This is a genomic window from Streptomyces sp. NPDC047917, from assembly GCF_043204345.1.
GTDB lineage: Bacteria > Actinomycetota > Actinomycetes > Streptomycetales > Streptomycetaceae > Streptomyces > Streptomyces sanglieri.
On record NZ_JBIDCA010000011.1, the window covers coordinates 393,406 to 413,851 of the forward strand.

The 20,446-nt window shown below is 72.9% G+C and carries 20 protein-coding genes and 3 pseudogenes; 10 read left to right on the plus strand and 13 right to left on the minus strand.

Annotated features, from left to right (window positions below):
* Window positions 1-8: 8 nt before the first annotated feature.
* Genes rpmG through ACGF8B_RS27715 form a run of 3 tightly spaced genes read left to right on the plus strand, consistent with a single transcriptional unit; the run spans window position 9 to window position 1,612 of the window.
* Window positions 9-173: a 50S ribosomal protein L33 gene (gene rpmG, locus ACGF8B_RS27705; protein WP_266687626.1), complete on the plus strand. Its 165-nt coding sequence runs from the start codon at window positions 9-11 to the stop codon at window positions 171-173.
* 30 nt (window positions 174-203) lie between these two features.
* Entirely contained in the window at window positions 204-458 is a 255-nt protein-coding gene (locus ACGF8B_RS27710; RefSeq protein WP_392743781.1) for a type B 50S ribosomal protein L31, read from the plus strand.
* Window positions 458-1,612, plus strand: a complete 1,155-nt coding sequence (locus ACGF8B_RS27715; protein ID WP_392743784.1) for a CobW family GTP-binding protein — start codon at window positions 458-460, stop codon at window positions 1,610-1,612. Before ACGF8B_RS27710 ends, ACGF8B_RS27715 begins: the two co-directional genes overlap by 1 nt.
* Before the next feature lie 98 nt (window positions 1,613-1,710).
* Here the strand turns inward: ACGF8B_RS27715 and ACGF8B_RS27720 are convergent, their stop codons facing one another.
* Window positions 1,711-1,851: a hypothetical protein gene (locus tag ACGF8B_RS27720; RefSeq protein WP_392743786.1), complete on the minus strand. Its 141-nt coding sequence runs from the start codon at window positions 1,849-1,851 to the stop codon at window positions 1,711-1,713.
* A gap of 416 nt (window positions 1,852-2,267) precedes the next feature.
* Here ACGF8B_RS27720 and ACGF8B_RS27725 point away from each other — a divergent pair.
* Window positions 2,268-2,589: pseudogene (locus tag ACGF8B_RS27725) on the plus strand (IS5/IS1182 family transposase); the annotation flags it as partial.
* Here ACGF8B_RS27725 and ACGF8B_RS27730 read toward each other — a convergent pair.
* The 3 genes from ACGF8B_RS27730 to ACGF8B_RS27740 all read right to left on the minus strand — a co-directional run bounded on the left by ACGF8B_RS27730 (window position 2,585) and on the right by ACGF8B_RS27740 (window position 5,328).
* Window positions 2,585-2,812 (minus strand): hypothetical protein, encoded by a 228-nt coding sequence (locus ACGF8B_RS27730; protein ID WP_392743789.1) that lies wholly within the window; start codon window positions 2,810-2,812, stop codon window positions 2,585-2,587. The pseudogene ACGF8B_RS27725 and the gene ACGF8B_RS27730 sit on opposite strands and share 5 nt — an antisense overlap.
* Before the next feature lie 170 nt (window positions 2,813-2,982).
* Window positions 2,983-3,441 carry an SMI1/KNR4 family protein gene (locus tag ACGF8B_RS27735; protein WP_392743791.1) on the minus strand — a complete coding sequence of 153 codons (459 nt, stop codon included), beginning with the start codon at window positions 3,439-3,441 and terminating at the stop codon, window positions 2,983-2,985.
* A gap of 471 nt (window positions 3,442-3,912) precedes the next feature.
* On the minus strand, window positions 3,913-5,328 hold the full coding sequence (locus ACGF8B_RS27740; protein WP_392743794.1) for a phytoene desaturase family protein: 1,416 nt from the start codon (window positions 5,326-5,328) through the stop codon (window positions 3,913-3,915).
* A gap of 159 nt (window positions 5,329-5,487) precedes the next feature.
* Between ACGF8B_RS27740 and ACGF8B_RS27745 the strand changes: the two genes are divergently transcribed.
* Entirely contained in the window at window positions 5,488-6,279 is a 792-nt protein-coding gene (locus ACGF8B_RS27745; RefSeq protein ID WP_392743851.1) for a nucleotidyltransferase domain-containing protein, read from the plus strand.
* Between the two features lie 54 nt (window positions 6,280-6,333).
* Here ACGF8B_RS27745 and ACGF8B_RS27750 read toward each other — a convergent pair whose 3' ends face one another.
* Window positions 6,334-6,765, minus strand: coding sequence for a MarR family winged helix-turn-helix transcriptional regulator (locus ACGF8B_RS27750; protein ID WP_392743796.1), 432 nt, complete (start codon window positions 6,763-6,765; stop codon window positions 6,334-6,336).
* Window positions 6,766-6,837: 72 nt separating this feature from the next.
* Between ACGF8B_RS27750 and ACGF8B_RS27755 the strand changes: the two genes are divergently transcribed.
* Window positions 6,838-7,716, plus strand: coding sequence for an SDR family NAD(P)-dependent oxidoreductase (locus ACGF8B_RS27755; RefSeq protein WP_392743799.1), 879 nt, complete (start codon window positions 6,838-6,840; stop codon window positions 7,714-7,716).
* A gap of 15 nt (window positions 7,717-7,731) precedes the next feature.
* Here the strand turns inward: ACGF8B_RS27755 and ACGF8B_RS27760 are convergent, their stop codons facing one another.
* The 4 genes and pseudogenes from ACGF8B_RS27760 to ACGF8B_RS27775 form a co-directional block, all read right to left on the minus strand.
* Window positions 7,732-8,559 carry an inositol monophosphatase family protein gene (locus tag ACGF8B_RS27760; RefSeq protein ID WP_392743801.1) on the minus strand — a complete coding sequence of 276 codons (828 nt, stop codon included), beginning with the start codon at window positions 8,557-8,559 and terminating at the stop codon, window positions 7,732-7,734.
* Between the two features lie 63 nt (window positions 8,560-8,622).
* Entirely contained in the window at window positions 8,623-10,428 is a 1,806-nt protein-coding gene (locus ACGF8B_RS27765; RefSeq protein ID WP_392743854.1) for a gamma-glutamyltransferase family protein, read from the minus strand.
* 114 nt (window positions 10,429-10,542) lie between these two features.
* A pseudogene (locus tag ACGF8B_RS27770) lies at window positions 10,543-10,686 on the minus strand (oligopeptide/dipeptide ABC transporter ATP-binding protein); the annotation flags it as partial.
* Between the two features lie 238 nt (window positions 10,687-10,924).
* The gene (locus ACGF8B_RS27775) at window positions 10,925-13,075 is read right to left on the minus strand and encodes a hypothetical protein (protein WP_392743803.1); all 2,151 of its coding nucleotides are present in this window, start codon (window positions 13,073-13,075) and stop codon (window positions 10,925-10,927) included.
* Between the two features lie 174 nt (window positions 13,076-13,249).
* Between ACGF8B_RS27775 and ACGF8B_RS27780 the strand changes: the two genes are divergently transcribed.
* On the plus strand, window positions 13,250-13,447 hold the full coding sequence (locus ACGF8B_RS27780) for a hypothetical protein (RefSeq protein ID WP_392743806.1): 198 nt from the start codon (window positions 13,250-13,252) through the stop codon (window positions 13,445-13,447).
* 192 nt (window positions 13,448-13,639) lie between these two features.
* Here the strand turns inward: ACGF8B_RS27780 and ACGF8B_RS27785 are convergent, their stop codons facing one another.
* Together ACGF8B_RS27785 and ACGF8B_RS27790 are read right to left on the minus strand one after the other, a co-directional pair.
* The gene (locus tag ACGF8B_RS27785; protein ID WP_392743808.1) at window positions 13,640-15,991 is read right to left on the minus strand and encodes an ABC transporter permease; all 2,352 of its coding nucleotides are present in this window, start codon (window positions 15,989-15,991) and stop codon (window positions 13,640-13,642) included.
* A complete protein-coding gene (locus ACGF8B_RS27790; protein WP_392743810.1) occupies window positions 15,988-16,695 on the minus strand; it encodes an ABC transporter ATP-binding protein in 708 nt (235 codons plus the stop codon). Before ACGF8B_RS27790 ends, ACGF8B_RS27785 begins: the two co-directional genes overlap by 4 nt.
* A 215-nt stretch (window positions 16,696-16,910) precedes the next feature.
* On the opposite strand from ACGF8B_RS27790, the gene ACGF8B_RS27795 reads away from it, so the two are divergent.
* Both ACGF8B_RS27795 and ACGF8B_RS27800 read left to right on the plus strand, forming a co-directional pair.
* On the plus strand, window positions 16,911-18,215 hold the full coding sequence (locus ACGF8B_RS27795; protein ID WP_392743812.1) for a sensor histidine kinase: 1,305 nt from the start codon (window positions 16,911-16,913) through the stop codon (window positions 18,213-18,215).
* Window positions 18,212-18,997, plus strand: coding sequence for a response regulator (locus tag ACGF8B_RS27800; protein ID WP_392743815.1), 786 nt, complete (start codon window positions 18,212-18,214; stop codon window positions 18,995-18,997). Before ACGF8B_RS27795 ends, ACGF8B_RS27800 begins: the two co-directional genes overlap by 4 nt.
* Before the next feature lie 49 nt (window positions 18,998-19,046).
* On the opposite strand, the gene ACGF8B_RS27805 is transcribed toward ACGF8B_RS27800, so the two are convergent.
* Both ACGF8B_RS27805 and ACGF8B_RS27810 read right to left on the minus strand, forming a co-directional pair.
* On the minus strand, window positions 19,047-19,397 hold the full coding sequence (locus ACGF8B_RS27805) for a Zn-ribbon domain-containing OB-fold protein (RefSeq protein ID WP_392743817.1): 351 nt from the start codon (window positions 19,395-19,397) through the stop codon (window positions 19,047-19,049).
* A gap of 151 nt (window positions 19,398-19,548) precedes the next feature.
* A complete protein-coding gene (locus ACGF8B_RS27810) occupies window positions 19,549-20,220 on the minus strand; it encodes a TetR family transcriptional regulator (RefSeq protein WP_392743857.1) in 672 nt (223 codons plus the stop codon).
* A gap of 145 nt (window positions 20,221-20,365) precedes the next feature.
* On the opposite strand from ACGF8B_RS27810, the pseudogene ACGF8B_RS27815 reads away from it, so the two are divergent.
* Window positions 20,366-20,446: pseudogene (locus tag ACGF8B_RS27815) on the plus strand (electron transfer flavoprotein subunit beta); the annotation flags it as partial.

Below are 20,446 nucleotides of genomic sequence, written 5' to 3' on the forward strand. Positions count from 1 at the left end.
TAGCGGTCATGGCTCGCAACGAACTACGCCCCGTCGTCAAGCTCCGCTCCACGGCCGGGACCGGCTACACCTACGTCACCCGCAAGAACCGCCGCAGCGACCCCGAGCGCATGGTTCTGCGCAAGTACGACCCGGTCGCCCGTCGGCACGTCGACTTCCGCGAAGAGCGCTGACCCTCCCCACCGACCCAGAAGGACACCGCCATGAAGCCCGGAATCCATCCCGCGTACGGCCCTGTCGTCTTCCGCGACAAGGCGGCCGGCGCCGCCTTCCTCACCCGCTCCACCGCGATCAGCACGAAGACGGTCGAGTGGGAGGACGGCAACACCTACCCCGTCGTCGACGTCGAGATCTCCTCCGCGAGCCACCCCTTCCACACCGGCACGGCGCGAGTACTGGACACCGCGGGCCGCGTAGAGCGGTTCGAGCGCCGCTACGGCCGCAGCGGGGCGAAGTGATGCGGGACAGCGGCCGGTTGCCCGTGGTGATCGTCGCCGGGCTCCACTCCGACGCACGCGGGCAGGCCGTGGACCGGCTGCTGCACACCGTCCCCGGCAGCGTCGCGCTCCACCACGATCTGTCCGCGGCCGCCGAGGGCACCGTACGACGCCTCGTCCGCGACGCGGCGGGCGAGCTGTCGCACGGGCAGACCCCGCTCGTCGACGACTGCGCCTGCTGTGCGCTGCGCGAGGACCTGGTGCCGGAGCTGGAGCGGCTGGCCGCCGACGGGCGGACCCGGCTCGCGGTGGTCGAACTGTGGGACTCCGTGGAACCGAGGGCGATGGCCGAGGCCGTCGTCGCGCACGGCGGCGGGGCCCTCGAACTCACCGGTGTGATGACGGCCGTCGACCCCTCCCTGGTGATGCCCTGCCTCGGCAACGGCGACGATCTGGCCGACGCGGGTCTCGCGGCCGCCGCCACGGACCGTCGGACGGTCGGCGACACCTGGGCGCGCCAGCTGGAGTACGCGCCGGTGCTCGTCCTCGCCGACGACGGGGCCGCCGACGACGAGGACCGTGCGCTGCTCTCGCAGCTCCACCCGACGGCACGTCAGGTACCGGTCGGTTCCGGGGAACTGGCCCGGCTCGCCTTCGCGGGCTTCGACGTGGAATCGGCGGCCGCTGCCCAGCACCCCGCGTGCGCGCTGCTGCCGCAGGACGCGGACGAGGCGGGGGTCGCCACCCTCGTCTGGCACCACCACCGCCCGTTTCATCCCGAGCGGCTCTTCCGGGCGCTGGAGGAGCTCTGCTGTGCGGCCGCGCGCAGCCGGGGCCGCTTCTGGCTCGCCGACCGCCCCGACACCCTGCTGGCCTGGGACGCCGCGGGTGGTGCGCTCTGCGTGGAGAGCGCGGGACCGTGGCTGGCCTCGCTGCCGGACGCGGCGTGGGACCTGGTGCCTCCGGTCCGCAGGGCGGCGGCCGCCCTCGACTGGCACCCGGAGCACGGCGACCGCTGCCAGCACCTCGTCTTCACCTCCCCCGGCCTCGACCGGGACGCTCTGGCCCGGCTCCTGGAGTCCTGTCTGCTGACCGACACCGAGTACGCCGCAGGCCCCGAGGCGTGGAGACGGCTCCCGGCCCCGTTCGACTCGTTCCTCGACCCGGTCCGCTGACACCTGACGGCCGGAGACCGCTGACGGCCGGAGACCGCTGACGGCCAGGGAACTCCCGTACCGTGAAGGGAGATTCGCCGCACGGTCGCGCCCGGAGGTCAGCCCTGCGCCGCCGGCGCCTCCGGCTCTTCCGCGAACTCCGCGTGCGCCTGCGCCTGCGCCTGCGCCTGCGCCTGCGCCTGCGCCTGCGCCTGCGCCTGCGCCTGCGCGCCGAACAGTACGAACCGCACCTCCGTCACGGGCGGCGCGGCCACCTCCAGACAACCCGACGAATTTCCTGGTGGACGGGCTTCTGGCCGAGATCACCCGGGTCCGGCTGTCCCGGCCGCGGTCAGAACCCCCATCTGGAGCGGCGACGCCTTCAGCGTCGTTGCCGCGAGCAGGGGCAGCACGGTCTGCCCCACGTACGTGCCGAACTGACTGACTGTCTGCCCCGCCCACTACTGACGGAACTCCTGGTGAACCAGAGGGAGTCTCGGTACATGGCTGCCGGCATGGTGCCAGTGATTGGTGATTGCCAATCACTGGTACGCACAACCACGCATGCAGGACGGTCGTGTGAATACCCTGCGCCAGGCGCCACCGCCGGAGGTGAAGCGTCCGCAGGGTGGGGCCGGCGTCGGGCGGGCGACCGTGAGGCCCTGGCCGCGATCGCGTCCGTGGCGACATCGGGCCACAATCCCGGCGAGGCCCACGCCGCCGAAGGCCCCACAGGCTCCACACGGACAAGGGCTACGGCTACGGCTACGGCTACGGCTACGGCCACCTGCGTCGATGGCTTCGCTCACGCGGCATCCGACACCGCGTTGTCCGCAAGGGCATCGAGTCCTCGCAGCGACTCGGACGCCGCCGCTGGGTGGTCGAGCGGACCGTGTCCCGGCTGTCCGCGCCTGCACCGCCGCTACGAACGCAAGGCCGAACACCTCCTCGCCTTCGTCGGCATGGCCGCCGTACTCATCCGCCATCGCCGCCTCACACGCGGTCGGCGGCCTGGAACACTTCGGGCAGGGCCGTTGCGATCCAGAAAAGCCCGACCAAAACCCATCCTCCTCCCACCAGACGAAACGTCCCAGCCGTGGCGCTTCCCATCGACACACGGCAGGAATAGTAGGAAAAGATCCGATCTGCGAGGTTCCACAGGTTCGCCGCGAGGCAGATCCCGAAACCCGCGACGACGACTCCGACCATGAGAGCAAACATCAGCCACACTTCCTACGCTCATGCATGCAGATGAGGATGCGCCTTCATACCCCGCTACCCTGAGCTGCCCCACACGACGAACCGATCGCTCGCCCTCATTCAACCAGTCCCGCCACAGGAGACGACCTCTTGCAACGGCCGGCACAATGAAGTGCTGGACCGGCCCGTCCCTATAGGTGCCCCGGTTCATCGTTGGCGACGAACCGTGTCAGGGCCTGCTCCAGCAGCTCCAGAAACTGCCTCAAGTCATCGGCCACGCGGTCGAGTCCAGGTTCGTCCAAGGATGCCGTTCGCGTCCGGTAGACCGCCCCGACCGGGGCGGCGACATAGGACTGGCCGCCGCCGTTCGAGCCGATGACCAGGCCGCGAGGCTTCTGGTTCGCACCTGCATCGACAGCGGCGTACTCCTCCAGCCGCAGAAGGACATCCGCTGCCGGGGCGACGAAGTGGCCATTGCCGACGTCCGCCCAGGTGACATCGCCAATGCTGCCGTAGAAGGTGATCAGGTCAGCAGGAGCCGGCGCCACCCGGGCAAGCAGGCGAGCTGCGGCCCGATCGTCGTGGTCGGCCGGCCGGACCTCGTTGGCGCCCGGGGGAAAGCCGTGCCGGCGCTCGAAGTCGTCGGTCATTGCCTTCAGAGCCTCTGAGACCCTGCTCATCCACGAAGCCAGCCAAGCGGGCGAAAGCGAACGGTCACTCATGAGAGCGGATCATGACATGCGTTGCGGACATGCACATGGTGACCAGCAATCCTGCTGTTCGAGGTCTACGCGGCGTCCTCGGTTCTCGGTGAGTGACGCGGCGGCACGAGCTTGAGGAAGGCTTCGGCGATCGGGCGGCGCTCCGGTGATCGGGCGGTGCTTCGATCCGGCTCGGGCACGATCGACCGGACTCGGTCCGTCCTGGTCCGCCCAATGCCTGTGGGCCCGGGATGGACGAACGCTCCGGACCGGGCCCACGGTGTGGACGACCCACCAGCGGGGAGGAGTTCACCGCGTTGACGATGACATCGGCGGACTGCCGGGTGTTGTCGCCGCGGACCAGGGTGACGGTCGCGCCCTCGGCTGTACGCATGCGGACCATCGTGCCCCGTGCGGCCCTCAGGCCGCCCGCAGGCGCCGCCAGACCGCCTTCGCCGCGTGGTGGCCCGACATGCCGTGCACCCCGGGGCCGGGCGGGGTGGCGGAGGAGCAGAGGAACACCGCGGGGTGCGCCGTCGCGTACGGGACGCGTGCGAGCTTGGGGCGCAGCACCGTCTGGAGGCCCGCGAAGGCGCCGCAGGCGGTGTCGCCGCCGACGTAGTTGGCGTTGCGCGCCGCGAGCTCGGGCGGGCCTGCCACCGCACGGGCGAGCACCAGGTCGCGGAACCCGGGGGCGAAGCGCTCCAGTTGCCGTTCGATGACGTCGGTGGCGTCACCCTCCCATCCCGACGGGACATGTCCGTACGCCCAGAAGACATGACGGCCCTCGGGCGCGCGGGACGGGTCGACCAGGCTGGGCTGTGCGGTGATCAGGAACGGCACGCTCGGGTCGCGTCCCGTCACCGCGGCGGTCAGCGCGGCGTCGATCTCACCGGCCGTGGGGCCGATGTGGACCGTGCCGGCCCGGCGGGCGTCCTCGGAGGTCCACGGGACGGGTCCCGACAGGGCGTAGTCGATCTTGAAGCAGGACGCGCCGTACCGGTAGCCGCGGTAGGCGCGGCCCAGGCCGGCGATGCGCGCGACGGCGGTGGGCGAGGTGTCGAAGACGTAGGCGCGGGCGGGCGGGAGCTCGTCGAGCCGCTTGACCTCGGTGCCGGTGCGGATCGTGCCGCCCTGTTCGCGTATGAACGAGGCGAGGGCGTCGGAGATGGCCTGCGAGCCGCCGCGCGGCAGGGGCCACCCCTTCTCGTGCGCCGCCACCGCGAACAGCAGGGCGATCCCGCCGGTCGCCAGGCCGGTGGTGGGCGCGATGGCGTGGGCGGCGAGCCCGGCGAACAGGGCGCGCGCCTTCGCGCCGCCGAAGCGGCGGGAGAGCAGCGAGGCGGGCTGAATCGCGTCGAGACCGAAACGCACCCAGCGGTAGGGGTCACGGGGCAGCCCGTCCCACGGGGTGCGCAGGAAGTCCTGGGCGAGGGTGTCCCAGTGGCCGAGGTAGGGGGCGAGGAGCCTGCGGTACGCCCCCGCGTCGCGGGGCCCCAGCGACATGGCGCTCTCCCCCACCGAGCCGGTGAGCACGGCGGCCGTGCCGTCCGGGAACGGGTGGGCGAGCGCCAGCTCGGGCTGGAGCCACTCCAGGCCGTGCCGGGCGAGCGGCATCGCGTTGAACGCGGGCGAGCCGATGCCCAGCGGATGGACGGCGGAACAGGGATCGTGGCGGAAACCGGGAAGGGTCAGCTCCTCGGTGCGGGCACCGCCTCCGACGGTCTCCTGCGCTTCGAAGACCTCCACGGCGAAACCGCGGCGGGCCAGTTCGGCTGCGGCGGTCAGCCCGTTGGGCCCCGCCCCCACGACGACTGCATCGAGCATCGACGGCACCTTCGAACTCCTTCGTCAGCCGGCGGCCAGGGCACCCAGGATATTCCGAGGCGCCGACAGCACGGTGGCGGGTATCGTCGCCGCGCCATGAACACATCGAACAGCCGGGCCGTGCCCGCGACAGCCGGCGAAGCCGCCGTGCCCGCCCCTATCGCCGAGATGGCCGCCCGGCTCGGCTCGGTGCCCGGCATCCGGGCCGTCGCGCTGGGCGGCAGCCGGGCCCGCGGCACCCACCGTCCGGACTCCGACTGGGATCTGGGCCTGTACTACCGGGGCACCCCCGACGTGGCCGCGCTGACCGCGCTGGCCACCGACGTACAGGGTTCGCCCGTCGAGGTGGCCGGTCCCGGCGGGTGGGGGCCGTGGGTCGACGGCGGGGCCTGGCTGCGGGTGGACGACGTACCGGTGGACTGGATCCTGCGCGATCTGGACCGGGTGGAGGCCGTCTGGGCCGACTGCCGCGAGGGGCGCTACGAAGTGGGTGTGCAGCCCGGGCACCCGCTCGGGTTCTGGTCGCCCGCATACCCCGGCGAAGTTGCGCTGGGGCGCGTGATCGCGGACCCGCACGGGGAATTGTCGATGCTTCAGGAGCAGGTCCGGGACTATCCGGAGGCGCTGCGCACCGCGCTTGTGGATGCTGCCTGGGAGGCGGACTTCTCGGTGGCGGCCGCCCGCAAGTCGGCCCCCGGAGGGGACACGCTCCATGTCGCGCTGTGCCTGTCCCGGGCGTTCGGCGTCCTCGCCCAGTCCCTCCACGCCCACCACCGCACCTGGTGTCTGAACGAGAAGGGCGCGTCCGCGGCGGCTGCCGCGCTGCCGGACACTCCGGCGCGGTACATGGAGCGGATCGGTGAGGCGCTGCGGGGCCTGGACCCGGCGGCGGTGGAACGGGCCGCGGAGCTGGTACGGGATGTCCGGTCGGCTCTCGGGCCGGGCGGCGGGGAGCGCTGAGACGGGGCGGGGCCGCTGCCCGGCGCCGGACGGACAGCCCGCGCCCCGGCCCGCTCAGTCCCGCCGGATGGCCGTGCCGCAGCGCGCGAGCAGGGCCCGCAGGGTGTCCCGTTCCTCGGGGGTGAACTCGTCGGCGAGCCGGCGCTCGATGCGTACCGCCCGCTCGTCGGCGACCCGGAGCGTTTCACGGCCCGTGTCGGTGAGCCGGGTCTCCAGCATCTTCTGATGCCACCGGTGCGCCGAGCGGACGACGAGGCCGCGCTCTTCGAGGTGTTTCAGTACCGCCGCCATCGCCTGCGGTGTGACCAGGCAGGTCCGCGCCAGCGCGGCTCCCGAGATCCCCGGGTTGCCGTCGAGGGCGAACAGCGCCGCGTACTGGGCGACGGTGAGCCCCGCGTCCTTGAGAGCGGCGCTCTTGGCCGCCATGAGGGCCTGCTCAGCGCGCTTGATGTCCGCGCCCAGGCGTTCGTCGGCGGTCATTCCCATGACGGCGAGCGTACAGCCACGCCCATCGGTCGAGCCTGGATGTTGTGTCAAGGACTTGATATAACCCAACCCATGGACACTCGCTCGGTGAAGAACCGTGCCACGGAGCCCGCAGCCGCGCGGGTCCGGCCGGATTCCGCCTTCGACAGGACCGTTCTGATCACCGGTGCCACCCGGGGAATGGGCCGCCACCTCGCACTCGACCTGGCGCGCCGGGGCGCGACGCTGCTGCTGCACGGCCGGGATCCGGCACTGCTGGACGAAACCGCCGCCGAGGTGCGTGCGGCCGGATCCGGAGCCGCTGTGCGCGGCTACCTCGCGGACCTGGCGGACCTGGACCAGGTCCGGGCCATGGCGGCCGAGGTACGCGAGCGGGAACCCCGGCTGGACGTCCTGGTCAACAACGCGGTGGCGGGTGGCGGCGCCGCTCCGCTCCGGCGCGAGGTGAGCCGGCAGGGCCATGAGCTCAGGTTCGCGGTCAATTACTTGGCGCCCGTCCTGCTGACCCGTGAGCTGTTGCCGCTGCTCACCGCGTCCGCGCCCGCCCGGGTGGTCGACGTGGCCTCGATGGGCCAGGCGCCCGTCGATTTCGACGACGTCATGATGGAGCGCGGCTACGAGGGGCTGGAGGCGTACTGCCGCAGCAAGCTCGCGCTGATCATGTCGGCCTTCGACCTGGCGGACCGGATCGCGGACAGCGGGGTCACGGTCAACGCCCTGCACCCGGCGCACCTGATGGACACCCGGGGCGTGCGGGAGTACGGGCTCACGCCGGCCGTTCCGGTCGAGGAGGGCGTACGCCCCACCGTCCGGCTGATCACCGATCCGGCCCTCGCCCGTGTCACCGGCAGATACTTCGACCGGTTCACGGAAGCGCCCGCCCATGAGCAGGCGTACGACCCGCAGGCGCGTGCCCGGCTCGCGGCGCTGACCCGTGAGCTCCTCGCCTGACCCGGAGCGCGCCGGTCAGGCCCCGCCGCGGAGCGCCTGGAGGACGCGTTCGACGGTCGCCTCGTCGCGGGCCGCCGTGAACGGCAGGCTGTTGCCGCCGGTGATGCGGTACGGCGCCCCGGAGAGGGTCGCCTGGGCGCCGCCCGCCTCGGCGACCAGCAGCAGGCCCGCCGCGTGATCCCAGGCGTACTCCCAGTTGAAGGCCACCGCGTCCTGCTCGCCGAGGGCCACATAGAGGTATTCGAGCCCGGCCGATCCGCAGGGCCGGGTCTCGAACCCCTCGGTGCGCAGGCCGAGCAGGGCGCGCTTCTGGGCGTCGGTCGTGTAGTCGGGGTGCGACATCGCCACGTGCAGCACCGCGCCGGGGACGGGCGAGCCGGCGCGTATCGGTTCACCGTCGAGGGTGGCGCCGCGGCCGCGGACCGCGATCGCCATCTCGTCCAGGGCCGCGGCGTAGGTCCACGAGGCCAGGAGTTCGCCGTGGTGGGCGAGGGCGACCAGGGTGCAGAAGCCCGGTTCGCCGCGGACAAACTGGCGGGTGCCGTCGACCGGGTCGACGATCCACACGGGGGCGTCGCCGCCCAGCGCCTCGTACACCGCCGGGTCGGCGTGGACCGCTTCCTCGCCGACGACGACCGAGCCGGGCAGCAGCTCGGTCAGCGCGGCGGTGAGGTGCTCCTCGGCGAGGCGGTCGGCGACGGTGACGAGGTCGTGCGGGCCGTTCTTCTCGACAATCTCGTGCGCGGCGAGCTGCCGGAAGCGGGGCATGATCTCGGCGGCGGCCGCTGCGCGTACCGCCGCCTCGACCCGGGTCAGGTCTCCGGCCAGGAATTCATCGATCATGCCCCCAGCCAATCATGCTCCGCCCGAACCCCGACGACCTGGTCATGTCGGGGAAGTGGCCGCTCAGCGTCCTACGGCGTACCCCTGCATGCCGCGCGGGTTGGCGGCCGCGGACAGCACCCCGGTCTCCGGGTCGCGTGCCACGGCGCACAGACGGCCCTCGGACCAGGGGTCGCCGACGGTGACGTCATGGCCGCGGCGGCGCAGCTCCGCGACGACCTCCGGGTCCATGCCCGCCTCGACGGTGACGCTGCCGGGGCGCATCCCGCGCGGGAAGAAGGAGCCCGGGAAACTGTCGTTGTGCCAGTTCGGGGCGTCGATGGCGCCCTGGAGGTCGAGTCCGCCGCGTATCCCGGCGCGCAGCGCCACCGCCAGGAAGAAGTGCACCTGCCACTGGTCCTGCTGGTCGCCGCCGGGGGTGCCGAACGCCATGACGGGGACACCGTCGCGCAGCGCGAGGGACGGGGTGAGGGTGGTGCGGGGGCGCCGGCCGGGGGTGAGGGTGTTCGGCAGGCCCTCGTCCAGCCAGGCCATCTGGAGCCGGGTGCCGAGCGGGAAGCCGAGCTCGGGCACGACCGGGTTGGACTGGAGCCAGCCGCCGCTGGGCGTCGCGGAGACCATGTTGCCCCAGCGGTCGACCACATCGACGTGGCAGGTGTCGCCACGGGTCGTGCCGTCCTCGGCGACGGTCGGCTCGCCGACACCCGCCGTCGGGATGCCCATGGCGTCGAAACCGCTCCCGCCGGCGGCGACCGCGTGGGCGTGGCCGCTGAGCACCGGGGTGCGGCCGTCCGGGCTGCCGGGGCGCAGCTCGTACGAGGCCTCGGCGGTGACGAGGGCGCGGCGCTCGGCGTTGTACGGCTTGGAGAGCAGGGTGTCCAGGGGTACGTCGGCGGCGTCGCCGTACCAGGCCTCGCGGTCGGCCATGGCCAGCTTGCAGCCCTCGATGAGCAGATGGACGTAGTCGGCGCTGCCGTACCGGGGCAGTTCGGCCGGGAGCAGGGCGAGCTGCTGGAGGAAGGCGGGGCCCTGGCTCCAGCCCGCCGCCTTGGCGAGCGTCCAGCCGTTCCAGTCGTACGTGGCGGGCGCCTCGTAGGACGCGGACCAGCCGGCCAGGTCGTCGGCGGTGAGGGTGCCGGTGTGGCGGGTGCCGCTGGTGTCCATGGTCGGGCGGGCGGCCTGACGGACCAGTGCCTCGGCGATGAAGCCCTCGCTCCAGATCTTGCGGGCGGCCTCGATCTGGGCGATCCGGTCCGTGCCGCCGGTCTCCTCCGCCTCGGTGATCAGCCGGCGCCAGGTGGCGGCGAGTGCGGGGTTGCGGAACAGTTCGCCCGTGCCGGGCGCCTTGCCGCCGGGCAGGTACACCTCGGCGGAGGACTGCCACTCGGTCTCGAAGAGTTCGCGGACGGTCTCCACGGTCTGGCCGACCCGTTCGACGGGGGCGTGGCCGTCCTCGGCGTAGCCGATGGCGTACCGCAGCACCTCGGCGACGGTCTTCGTGCCGTGGTCGCGCAGCAGCAGCATCCAGGCGTCGAAGGCGCCGGGCACGGCGGCGGCGAGCGGGCCGGTGCCGGGGACCAGGTCGAGGCCGAGGGAACGGTAGTGGGCGACGCTCGCACCCGCGGGGGCCGGGCCCTGGCCGCACAGCACCCGCACCTCCCCGTCCTTCGGCGCCAGGATCATCGGCACCTCGCCGGCCGGTCCGTTGAGGTGCGGTTCGACGACGTGCAGGACGAATCCGGCGGCGACGGCCGCGTCGTAGGCGTTGCCGCCGTTCTCCAGGACCGCCATCGCGGACTGCGAGGCGAGCCAGTGGGTGGAGGAAGCCATGCCGAAGGTGCCCTGAAGGGTGGGCCGGGTGGTGAACACGGATGCGACTCCTTGCTGCGACGTGCGGAAGGGGTGGAACGGATCGTATGTACGGGGCGGTCGGGCGGCGGCGTCCGGGGCCGCGCCGTCGTCGCCGACGAGGTGGCCGGAAACCTGCCGGGCACCGGGGAGTTCACGCGGCTCCGGGACCCCGGTGCGGCACCGCTCGGTGGCGAGCGGGCAGCGGGTCCGGAAGCGGCAGCCCGGCGGGAGGTCCAGCGGGCCGGGGAACTCGCCGTGCAGCGCGATGCGTTCGCGGGAACGCCGCTCGACCGGGGCGGGGCCTGGGGTGGGGACCGGGGCGGCGGAGACGCTGCCGGACCCGCAGACGAGGCCGAACGACTGCTCCGCCTCCGATGGCGAGGGAGACGCCGTCGACGGTGCGGACGGTGCCGCCGCGGAAGGCGGCGAAGCAGCGGCCGGAGGCGGCGAAGCAGCGGTCGGAGGCGGCGAAGCGGCGGTCGGATTCTGCTGACGATCGGAGGGTGGCCGGTCTTCAGGGCAGTGCGAGAACCTCGTCGATCGCGGCGCGGATCGTTTCGTCCTGGAGGATCGCCCGGTAGTCGCGGTACGTGGACAGCGGCCGGTCGAAGCTCCGCACCGTGCGCAGGACCGCCCGCGCCGTCCGGGAGGCGGTGCCGATCCGGGCCAGGGCCCGCAGCGCGTGCAGGAAGCTGCCGTAGCTGTCGCCGCCGTGGGCGACGTCCTGGAGCTCCTCCTCCAGGACGGTGGCGCTGGGCTCCGGTTCGCCGGTGATCGACCGGAGCGCGACCGCCGCCCGTGGCCGCAGCCAGGTGTCGCCGTCCTCCATGAGCCGGCGTACCCGGTCGGCGTAGGGCGCGGCCGCCGGGCCGAAGTCACCGAGAAGGTGGACGGGACCGTGGAACGGCTCCTCCACGGTCAGCACCGCCTCGCCGATCAGCCGCAACGCCGAGTCGTGGTCGCCGCCGAGGCGCCAGGCGGCCCACGCCACGTGGTGATGGTTGCCGGGCGCGTCGAGGACCGTGCACCGGCGGACGGCGGGCTCGGCGGCGGCAGCGGCCGGCCCCATCGCCACCAGCGCGTCGACCGCGGCGAGCGAGTACCTGGCGTCGTCCAGCAGGGCCACCACCTCCGGCAGCGCGGGCGTTGCCCCCGGTCCCCAGGCCTGAAGTACGCGCAGAAAGGAAACGGTCAGCGGGGCGCCCCTGCCCCGGTCGCCGTCACTGCCACTGCCACTGCCACTGCCACTGCCACCATTACCGTCGCCGTCGCCGTCACTGTCGCGGAGCAGTCGCCGTATCGCGGGCAGCAGGACTTCCGCGTGGGCCCGCAGTGGGGCCAGCACGTCCTCGGCCTCCGGCAGATGCGGGTCGCCCAGGCAGTAGCCCCGGGAGTACTGGTCCTTGTACGGCGCGTGCAGCCGCTCGACCAGTTCCGGCAGGGCGCGCGGGTCGCCTGTGCGGGTCAGTGCCCAGCGGGCGTGGTCGCCCACGGTGCCCTCGAAGAACTCGTCCTCGCCCGGGTCGTCGAGGAGCCCGGCCAGCTCGTCCGCGTACGGGGCCGCCCGTTCGCCCAGCGCCGCGAGCAGGTGGGCCGCCCGGTACCGTACGCCGTCGTCCGGGTCGCCCAGCAGTGCGCCCGCACGCGGCAGCAGCGCGGGCGCCGCGGACCGCATCGACACCAGCAGCCGCCACCCCTCGTCCAGCGCGGCCCGGCACAGCGGGGTGTCCCCGGTCCGGCGCGACGCGTCGACGAGCCGGACGACGAAGCAGAGCGCCGCCTCCGGCGCGTCCTCGAACAGGTGGGCCGTCCAGGAGATGACGTCCTCGCGGTTGAGTGGCCCGTCGATGTCCGGCACGTACCAGAGCGCCTCGAACTCCGGACGCGCCGCCGGGTCGGACAGGGCACCGACCAACTGGTCCAGCTCATGGACCGGCGCCTGCGGGTCGAACGCGGCGCGGGCGTGCACGGCGGCAACCCGCATGGCGGGGGTACCGGTCCGCAGCACATCGGCCACGACCTCCCGCACCCGTTCCACCGCCCCCGCCTCGCCGGAGCCGGAGCTGGAGCTGGAGCCAGAGCCGGAGTCAGAGCCGGAGCCGGAGCCGGAGCCGGAGCCGGAATCAGAGTCGGAGCCGGAGCCGGAGCCGGCCGCGGTGGTTCCGAGCGCGAGCAGCACGGGCAGCCGCACCGTCGGGTCCGGCTCGGCCCGCCACCGCTCCAGCAGTACCCCGACGCCCTCCGCAAGAGGCAGCGCCGCTCTTCGGACCTCGGGCCGGGGGTCCACGAGCAGCTCCGAGAGCCGGGGCCGTTGGCGCTGCCACGCCTCGTGCCATCCCGCGTCCACCGCGGCTTCGCCTGCCTCGGCCGCCGCCCCGGACAGACCGGTCAGCAGTTGGACGAGCGTGGCGCGGGCGCCCATGTCCGGATGGCCGGCGAGCGCGACGACGATCGGCAGCGCGGCGGTCGCGACGGCGGTCACGCCCCGGGGGTCCGGCGCGACACAGTCGAACAGCGGGCCGCAGTCCTCCTCGGTCGCCGACGCCCCCTTGACTGCCGGCCTCCGCAGGGCGCGCCGCAACTCCGCGGCGGCGTCACGCCCGAGCGCCGGCTCCAGCTGTTCCCACGGCATTGCGTCCAGCGTCTCGCCCACGGTGCGTGCCACACATCCCCCTCGCCGCATCACGGCGTCGCCGCCTCACCGCCTCGACGGTCCGGCTCCCCGCCGGACATCCTGTCACCACGGAGCGGGCGTCCTGGACCGCGGACCATACGCAGGCGGGCCTGCACTGTTCAGTCCTCTGTCAGCCCGGGCGCCGGAGCCGGCTTCGACCTGTGCATGCACCTGGTCCGCGGCGACCAGGGCACCCGGTACGCCGCCCATGTCGCCCATGTCGCCCATGTCGCCCGGACGATGATCATGCCCCACCGCGAGGGCGGGCAGTTGCGGTACGCGACGCCGCCGCATCCCACGCGGATCGACGACACAGTGGCGCCGTCGTCGGAGCGGGTGAGCGGGCGGCTCGGCGAACCATGACCGTCGAGGCCCGGCCGCGTACGCGGGCCTCTCGGTGTGCACCCTCGTCCGCCGCGCCGGACTCCTCTCGGCCACCAATCCCCGCAGGCGCTTCCTGAACCTTCCGGGCACAACACCGGGCACACCGCCGGGCGTCCGGCACCGGACCGCGATGACGACCGCCCCGTACTCCGGAACCATGAAGGTGACCTCCTATTCGGTGCGCAGGGCCGTGGCGGTCCGGGCCCCGGCGGCCCAGCCGGCGGGCAGGAGCGCCCCCAGGACGGCGATGAGCAGGCCACCGAATGCGAGCGGGAACAGCTCGGCCGCGTGGTAGACGGCGATGACGGAGTCGGGGAGGCGCAGCCCGACGCTGTCGCCCATGGCGGGGAAGACCCGGCCGTGCAGGGCCACGCCGAGCGGCACCCCCAGACCACCGGCGACAAGACCGGTCACGACGACCGAGGTGAGCACCGACACGACGGTCTGACGAGGCGTCATGCCGAGGGCCTTGTGGACACCGATCTCCCGGACGCGCTCGCGGGTGTCGAGCAGCACTCCGTTCAGAACGCCGAGCGCGGCGACGGCGACGAGCATCAGCGTGAGGATCACGGACAGCGTGTTGAGCGTGACGACCATGTCGCTGCCGCCGTCGAGCCCGCCGGTCCGGGCGGTGACCCCCAGCGGCGCCAGGTCCTTGTTCAACGCGTCGACGTAGCCGGCCACTTCGGTGCCCGGAGTGACCGCGAGGTGATGGCTCGTCTCCGTCAGGCCGGGATGTGCGGCCGCGAGGGTCGAGGCGTCGGTGAAGACCTGCATCCCGTCGTTGCGGGGGTCGAGGACCTCGCCGACGATGCGGACCGTCACCGGCTCGGCCAGACCGGTCAGGGTGACGGTACCGCCGATGCGGGTGCCGGTGGCGGCCAGGAAGGGGGTCGGGACCACGGCCTCTCCGGGCCTGTCGATCCAGCGGCCCGCGACCATCGTGTAGCCGCCCCAGGACGCGTCGCCGGTGAAGGCGATCACGTCGGTCGTGCCGTTCAGGCCGGACACGGTCGCCCGGACCCGCGCGGCGCGGTAGTACTCCCCGGTCCCGGCGGCGGCCTCGATGACCGCGGCGACGGCGGCCGGGTCGGCCCTGGGCCGCTTCCCGGGGCCGGGCGCCCCGGGTCCGAAGTCCGGCATGGGTGCGGGCACCACGACATCGGCGGCGTCGTGGGCCTTGGCCTTCATCACCTGACCGAGCGAGGCGCCCATCCCCACGGTGAACGTGACGGCGATCGTGCCGAACAGGATCGCCGTGCCCATGGCCAGTGCGCGGGCGGGCCGCGCGAAGGGCCGGGCCAGGCCCAGGGCGACCGGCTGCGGCAACGGCAGCCGTCCGGCCAGGCGGGCCGCCCACCGGCCGCGCCCCGCCGAAGCGGTACGCCCGACGGCCAGCGCATCGACCGTACGCAGCCGGCCGGCCCGCCAGGCGCCCGCCCACCCGGTCACCGCCACCAGGCCGAGCACCCCGGCGATCACCACCAGGTCGACCCGGGGGGCGACGGCCAGGGAGGAGGTGCCGTAGATCTCCTCGGTCTCCGCCAGCACGGGGACGGCGAGCAGGTGGCCGGCGAGGACGCCGAGGACCGTACCCGCGGCGGCCGGGATCAGCGCCTGTCCCACGTAGGCCCGCACGACCTGGGCCGGGGTGAAGCCGACGGCCTTGAGGATGCCGATGCGGCGCGTCCCCGTGCCGACGGCCGACGCCACGACGTTGCCGACGACGAGCACCGACATGATCAGGCCCAGGGCGCCGAACGCGATGAGGAACGGGACGTAGAGGGCGGTGTCGCGCTCGGCGCTCTTCCTGACGGTGAGCCACGACTGTTCGCCGGCGGCGGCTGTTCCCGGTGGCAGGGATTCCCGCACGGCCTTGCCGCCCGCGGTGATCCGCGCGACGGTGTCCGCTTCGGTGAAGCGGTAGAGCATCTGGTAGCCGCCACCGCCGGGCGCCGTGAGCGCCGGCATCTGGGACGGAACGACCCAGGCGTCAGCGGTCCGTGTGACCGAGCGGGCCACACCTACCACCGTCAGTGCCGGGCCGCCGGGCAGATGGGAGAAGGTGATTCTTCTGCCCAGGCCGGGGATGAGGGAGGAGTCGGCGGACAGCACGATCTCACCGGAACGGGTGGGCCACCGGCCGTCGAGCAGCGCCACCTCGTCCACCTCCCGGCCGGGGCCGGAACGGCCGGCCACGGTCATCGGCCAACCGGGGCCCGCCCCGTCCCCCCGCGGGGTCACCGTCGCCGTACGAAACGGCCCGGCCGCACCGCTGACCCCCTCGGTCTCCCTGGACGCCGAGAGCTGCCCGGCACTCACCTCGCCCGCGTCGAACTGCACGGCCAGATGCGCGCCGTGCTGCCGGGCGAAGGCGTCGTCGAAGGGTGCGCCGGACACCACGAGCAGCGTGCCGCCGAGGACGGAGGCGGCCACCGCCATCATCGTGGCGAGCCCGATCACCAGCGTCTGCACCCGGCGTCGTCCCACCCCCGAACGCACCACCTTGCCGAGCGCGCTCATCGGACGGTCTCCGGGGCGACGGACTGCGACCGGACGTCCTCGGTGATCCGGCCGTCGGCGATCCGGACGGTCCGGTTCGTGCAGGACCGGGCCAGAGCCAGGTCGTGGGTGACCACGACAATGGTCTGGCCCTCGGCGTTGAGGCTGGCGAGCAGCCTGCTGACCTCCTGTCCGGCGGCCGTGTCCAGGGCCCCGGTCGGTTCGTCGGCCAGGAGCAGCGCCGGCCGGTTCATCAGCGCCCTGGCCACCGCGACGCGCTGCCGCTCGCCGCCGGACAGCCGCCCGGGGTAGGTGCGGGCGTGCCGGTCGATGCCCAGCAGTCCGAGGAGTTCCATCGCCCGGCGGTCCGCCTTGCCACGCGCCATGCCCGCGAGGCGCGCGGGCAGGACGACGTTGTCGGTGACGGTCAGATCGTCGAGCAGGTTGAAGAACTGGAAGACCATGCCGATCTTCGACCGCCGGTGGAGCGCCGATCCGGCCTCGCCCAGCCGGTCCACCCGCACCCCGTCCACGGTGACGGTCCCCGTGTCGGGCCGGTCCAGGCCCGCGATCAGATTGAGCAGCGTGGACTTGCCGCTGCCGGAAGGGCCGAGGATCGCGACGGCCTCGCCGGGCCGCACGGTCAGCGACGCCTCGTGCAGAGCGGGCGGACCGCCGTCGTACCGGCGGCTCACCTCGCACAGTTCGATCACCGGCATGGTCATGAAGGGCTCCTCGGGTAAGGGCGGTCGGCTGCCTGAACGCTAGGAGCCGGCAGGGCCGTTGCGCGTCGCCCACCCGGACCGCATGCGGTACCGCGCCGGTACGAGCCCCGAAGCCGTCATCCCTGCGATGTAGGCGGGTGATGTATCCGGTGCGGCGGCAATGACCGTCGAGACGGACTCCCATGGGTCCGCCCGGCGGAGACAATGAACCGGTGATGAACGTACGTACGACGGTGGAGCAGTTGCGGGATGCCGCCCGCCGTACCGTCCGCGACGCCGGGCTTCCGAGCGGTCCGCCGCTGCGGCCCGCCCGCCGCGCCCGGCAGTTCGACGTGCTGGTGGCACTGACGCTCGGAGCCGTCACCGTCTACTACGGCATCGACAACGCCGACAACGTCGTGGTGCGTGAGATCGCGCCGGGCGTGGAGCACGTCATGGCGCGGCCGTCCGGCCCCGGCGGCCTGGCCTTCATGGTGGCCCTCGCGGCGATCGCCTCGGGGGCCCTGGCGCTGCGCCGCCGCTACCCGCTCGCCGTGCTGTGCATCGTGACGGCCGCGACGCTGGCGACACCGCAGAGTGTCCTCAGGCTGACCTTCTACGCGTTCGTCATCGCCGTCTACAGCGCCGCCGTGTACAGCCCGTACCGGGTGGCGGCCCTGGCGGCGCTGCCGGTGTCGGTCGTCCTGGTCGGCACCGCGGGGAACTCGGTGACACCGATCGTCCCCAACGAATACATCGCGCTGCTGATCCTGATCCCGATGGCCGTGGCCGCGGTCGGCCTGCGCACCTGGAAACTCCGGACCGACGAGGGCCGCACCCGGCTCTCCGCCCTGGAACGCGAACAGGCCGAGGCGCTGCGCCGGGCCGTCGAGCACGAGCGGGCCAGGATCGCCCGCGAACTGCACGACGTCGTCACGCACAACGTCAGCGTGATGATCATCCAGGCCGGCGCCGCCCGCAAGATCATGAAAACCTCCCCCGAGCAGGCGGGCGAGGCGCTGCTCGCCGTCGAGTCGGGAGGGCGGGCGGCCATGACCGAACTGCGGCACGTCATGGGGCTGCTCACCATGGCCGACGAGGGCGCGGGAGCGGACGAAGGTGCCGGCCCGGCCGACGCGGCGGCGGAGCTGGCCCCGCAACCCGGCCTGGCCCAGCTGGAAACGCTGGTCGGACGGGTCCGGGACACCGGGCTGCGCGTCGATCTGACCGTGACCGGACCGTCCCGCCCCCTTCCGCCCGGCCTCGAACTCGCCGCGTACCGCGTGGTCCAGGAAGCCCTGACCAACACCGTGAAGCACGCCTCCGGCGCCGCCGCCGCCGTGACCGTCGCGTACGGACCGGAACGGCTCAGGGTGGAAGTCACCGACAGTGGTGGACACCCGGGCGCGGCCGCCGGAAGCGGCCGGGGCCTGATCGGTCTGCGCGAACGCCTCGCCGTCTACGGCGGAACCCTGAACACCGGCCGCCGTCCGACCGGCGGCTACCGTGTGGAGGCCCTGATCCCCCTGGAGACACCGTGACCGAGCCGCTGCGTGTGCTTCTCGCCGACGACCAGACCCTGGTCCGCACCGGATTCCGGTTGATCCTCGGCGCCGACGGCATCGACGTCGTCGCCGAGGCGACCAATGGGGCCGAAGCGGTCGAAGCGGTCCGTCGCACACGCCCCGACGTGGTGCTGATGGACGTCCGGATGCCCGAGATGGACGGTCTGGAGGCCACCCGTCGTATCCTCGCCCCTCCCCGGGCCCACGAGTGCGTTCGAGCTGAGCGTACGCCGCTCCCCGACAGCCCCCGAGTCATCATCCTGACCACCTTCGACCTCGACCGATACGTCTACGCGGCACTGTCCGCCGGGGCCAGCGGCTTTCTCCTCAAGGACGTCACCCCCGAGCAGCTGACCGCGGCGGTCCGCACGGTCCGCACCGGCGACGCTCTGCTCGCTCCCGCCATCACCCGCCGCCTCGTGCAACGTTTCGCCGGGGGCGAGCATCGTTACGGCACCCGGCACGACAGCGAAACCGCCGCCCTCCACCGCGACCTCGCCGCGCTCACCCCGCGCGAACTGGAGGTCTTCGGCCTGCTGGCCCGAGGACTGAGCAACGCCGAACTCGCCGACCGCCTCCACCTGGCCGAGACGACCGTCAAGACGCACGTGGCCCGCATCCTCGCCAAGCTCGGACTGCGTGATCGTGTTCAGGCCGTCATCGTCGCCTACGAGACGGGGCTGGTCAGCGCCGGTGAGCACGAGGCCACCGAGCGGACGAACGAGCGGTCCGGCTGGCAGCCCACCGGGCCGGCGTAGACCGGCTCCGGGCCTCGACGTCATGTCCGGTCCGGCCCCGGGGACACCCTCAGAACCAGTCGTCGTCCCTGGGTGGCTCGCAGAGCTCGAAGACCACGTCACCCGTGTCCGCACCGTCCGCCACGACGGGTCGCACCCGGGCGCCGACCGACACCCGGTGCGGTGCCGCGCCCACGACCCGGCAGCGGAACACGAAGCCCTCGGGGAGCCGGACGAGGGACTCGTTGCGCGCGGCCTCCGTGTAGCGGTGGACGACACCGGACCTGACCACAACACCCAGGCCGGCGCTGCGTTCGGGCTTCAGGTCGCCCGACGCGCACACCGGGCAGAGCAGCCTGCGGAAGGAGGCCGTGCCGCACCAGCGGCACCGGTTGTACTCCAGGCCGGCTTCCTCATGCACCGTCTGCACGGTGCCACTTGATGACTGGGACACGTTCGACCCCCTGCGCTCGGCTCGGATGCGCCGCACCTGCGCGTCGGCGCGTCCGCACCATAGGGCACTGAGTGCCGAATCGTAAAGACACTCAGTGCCAGTCCAGTCCGGAACGGGCTCAGTCCTGCCCGATGGCCGACTCGATCTGCTGCACCACGCGCCACATCGGAGCGCCCTTCGAGGCGACCATGACCACCACGTCGCCGTCCGCGGAGGGCATGGCCGGGCCCCCTTCCGCCTCACTCCCCCACACCCGGTGCACCATCGCCAGGGCATGGTCGACGGCGGCCTCCGCGTCCCCCTCGCCGCCCGAACGCAGCCAGGTCCGCAGCCCGTTGTTGTGCGCGGCGACCACCGACGCGGCGATCACCTCGGCGCGCAGCGCCCCGTCGCCCGACCCGCCGTACCTGCCGCGCAGATATCCGGCCATCGTCTGCTCGTACCGCCGCACCACGGACAGTTCATAGGTGCGGAGCCCGGGGACCTCCCGGGTGAGCCGGTACCGCTGGACGGAGAACTCCGGATCGGCGGAGTACATGCGCAGCACCAGCCGGGCCGCGTCGCTCACCGCGTCCACCGGGTCGGCGTCGCCGGCCCGGTCCAGGAACGCGGTCATGTCGGCGAGACACCGCTCGTGGTCCGGGAAGACCGCGTCCTCCTTGGACGGGAAGTACCGGAAGAACGACCGTCGTCCGACCCCGGCCCGCGCCACGATGTCGTCCACCGTGGTCTGCTCGAAGCCCCGCTCCAGGAAGAGCTGGAAGGCCGCCTGGGCGAGCACCTCCCGCATCGGTGCCTTCTTCGCCGGTCTGCGCGCGTCAGTCATGCCGGGAACGTAGCACCGGAAGGCGCATTCTGGCACCAGGTTCCTTTACAGAGGGTACTGAGTGCCATATCGTCATCCGTACGAACCACACCCAGGTAGGAGAGCCGGCGTGAGCTTGAGGATCGTTGTCTGTGTGAAGTACGTGCCCGACGCCACCGGTGACCGGCATTTCGCCGATGACCTGACGGTG

Excerpts from the sequence above, each read along its gene's own strand:
- rpmG (WP_266687626.1), top strand. The coding sequence starts at position 9 with ATGGCTCGCAACGAACTACGCCCCGTCGTCAAGCTCCGCTCCACGGCC.
- ACGF8B_RS27710 (WP_392743781.1), top strand. The coding sequence starts at position 204 with ATGAAGCCCGGAATCCATCCCGCGTACGGCCCTGTCGTCTTCCGCGAC.
- ACGF8B_RS27715 (WP_392743784.1), top strand. The coding sequence starts at position 458 with ATGCGGGACAGCGGCCGGTTGCCCGTGGTGATCGTCGCCGGGCTCCAC.
- ACGF8B_RS27730 (WP_392743789.1), bottom strand. The coding sequence starts at position 2,812 with ATGTTTGCTCTCATGGTCGGAGTCGTCGTCGCGGGTTTCGGGATCTGC.
- ACGF8B_RS27735 (WP_392743791.1), bottom strand. The coding sequence starts at position 3,441 with ATGACCGACGACTTCGAGCGCCGGCACGGCTTTCCCCCGGGCGCCAAC.
- ACGF8B_RS27745 (WP_392743851.1), top strand. The coding sequence starts at position 5,488 with ATGGCCGCCCGGCTCGGCTCGGTGCCCGGCATCCGGGCCGTCGCGCTG.
- ACGF8B_RS27750 (WP_392743796.1), bottom strand. The coding sequence starts at position 6,765 with ATGGGAATGACCGCCGACGAACGCCTGGGCGCGGACATCAAGCGCGCT.
- ACGF8B_RS27755 (WP_392743799.1), top strand. The coding sequence starts at position 6,838 with ATGGACACTCGCTCGGTGAAGAACCGTGCCACGGAGCCCGCAGCCGCG.
- ACGF8B_RS27760 (WP_392743801.1), bottom strand. The coding sequence starts at position 8,559 with ATGATCGATGAATTCCTGGCCGGAGACCTGACCCGGGTCGAGGCGGCG.
- ACGF8B_RS27780 (WP_392743806.1), top strand. The coding sequence starts at position 13,250 with ATGCACCTGGTCCGCGGCGACCAGGGCACCCGGTACGCCGCCCATGTC.
- ACGF8B_RS27785 (WP_392743808.1), bottom strand. The coding sequence starts at position 15,991 with ATGAGCGCGCTCGGCAAGGTGGTGCGTTCGGGGGTGGGACGACGCCGG.
- ACGF8B_RS27790 (WP_392743810.1), bottom strand. The coding sequence starts at position 16,695 with ATGACCATGCCGGTGATCGAACTGTGCGAGGTGAGCCGCCGGTACGAC.
- ACGF8B_RS27795 (WP_392743812.1), top strand. The coding sequence starts at position 16,911 with ATGAACGTACGTACGACGGTGGAGCAGTTGCGGGATGCCGCCCGCCGT.
- ACGF8B_RS27810 (WP_392743857.1), bottom strand. The coding sequence starts at position 20,220 with ATGCGGGAGGTGCTCGCCCAGGCGGCCTTCCAGCTCTTCCTGGAGCGG.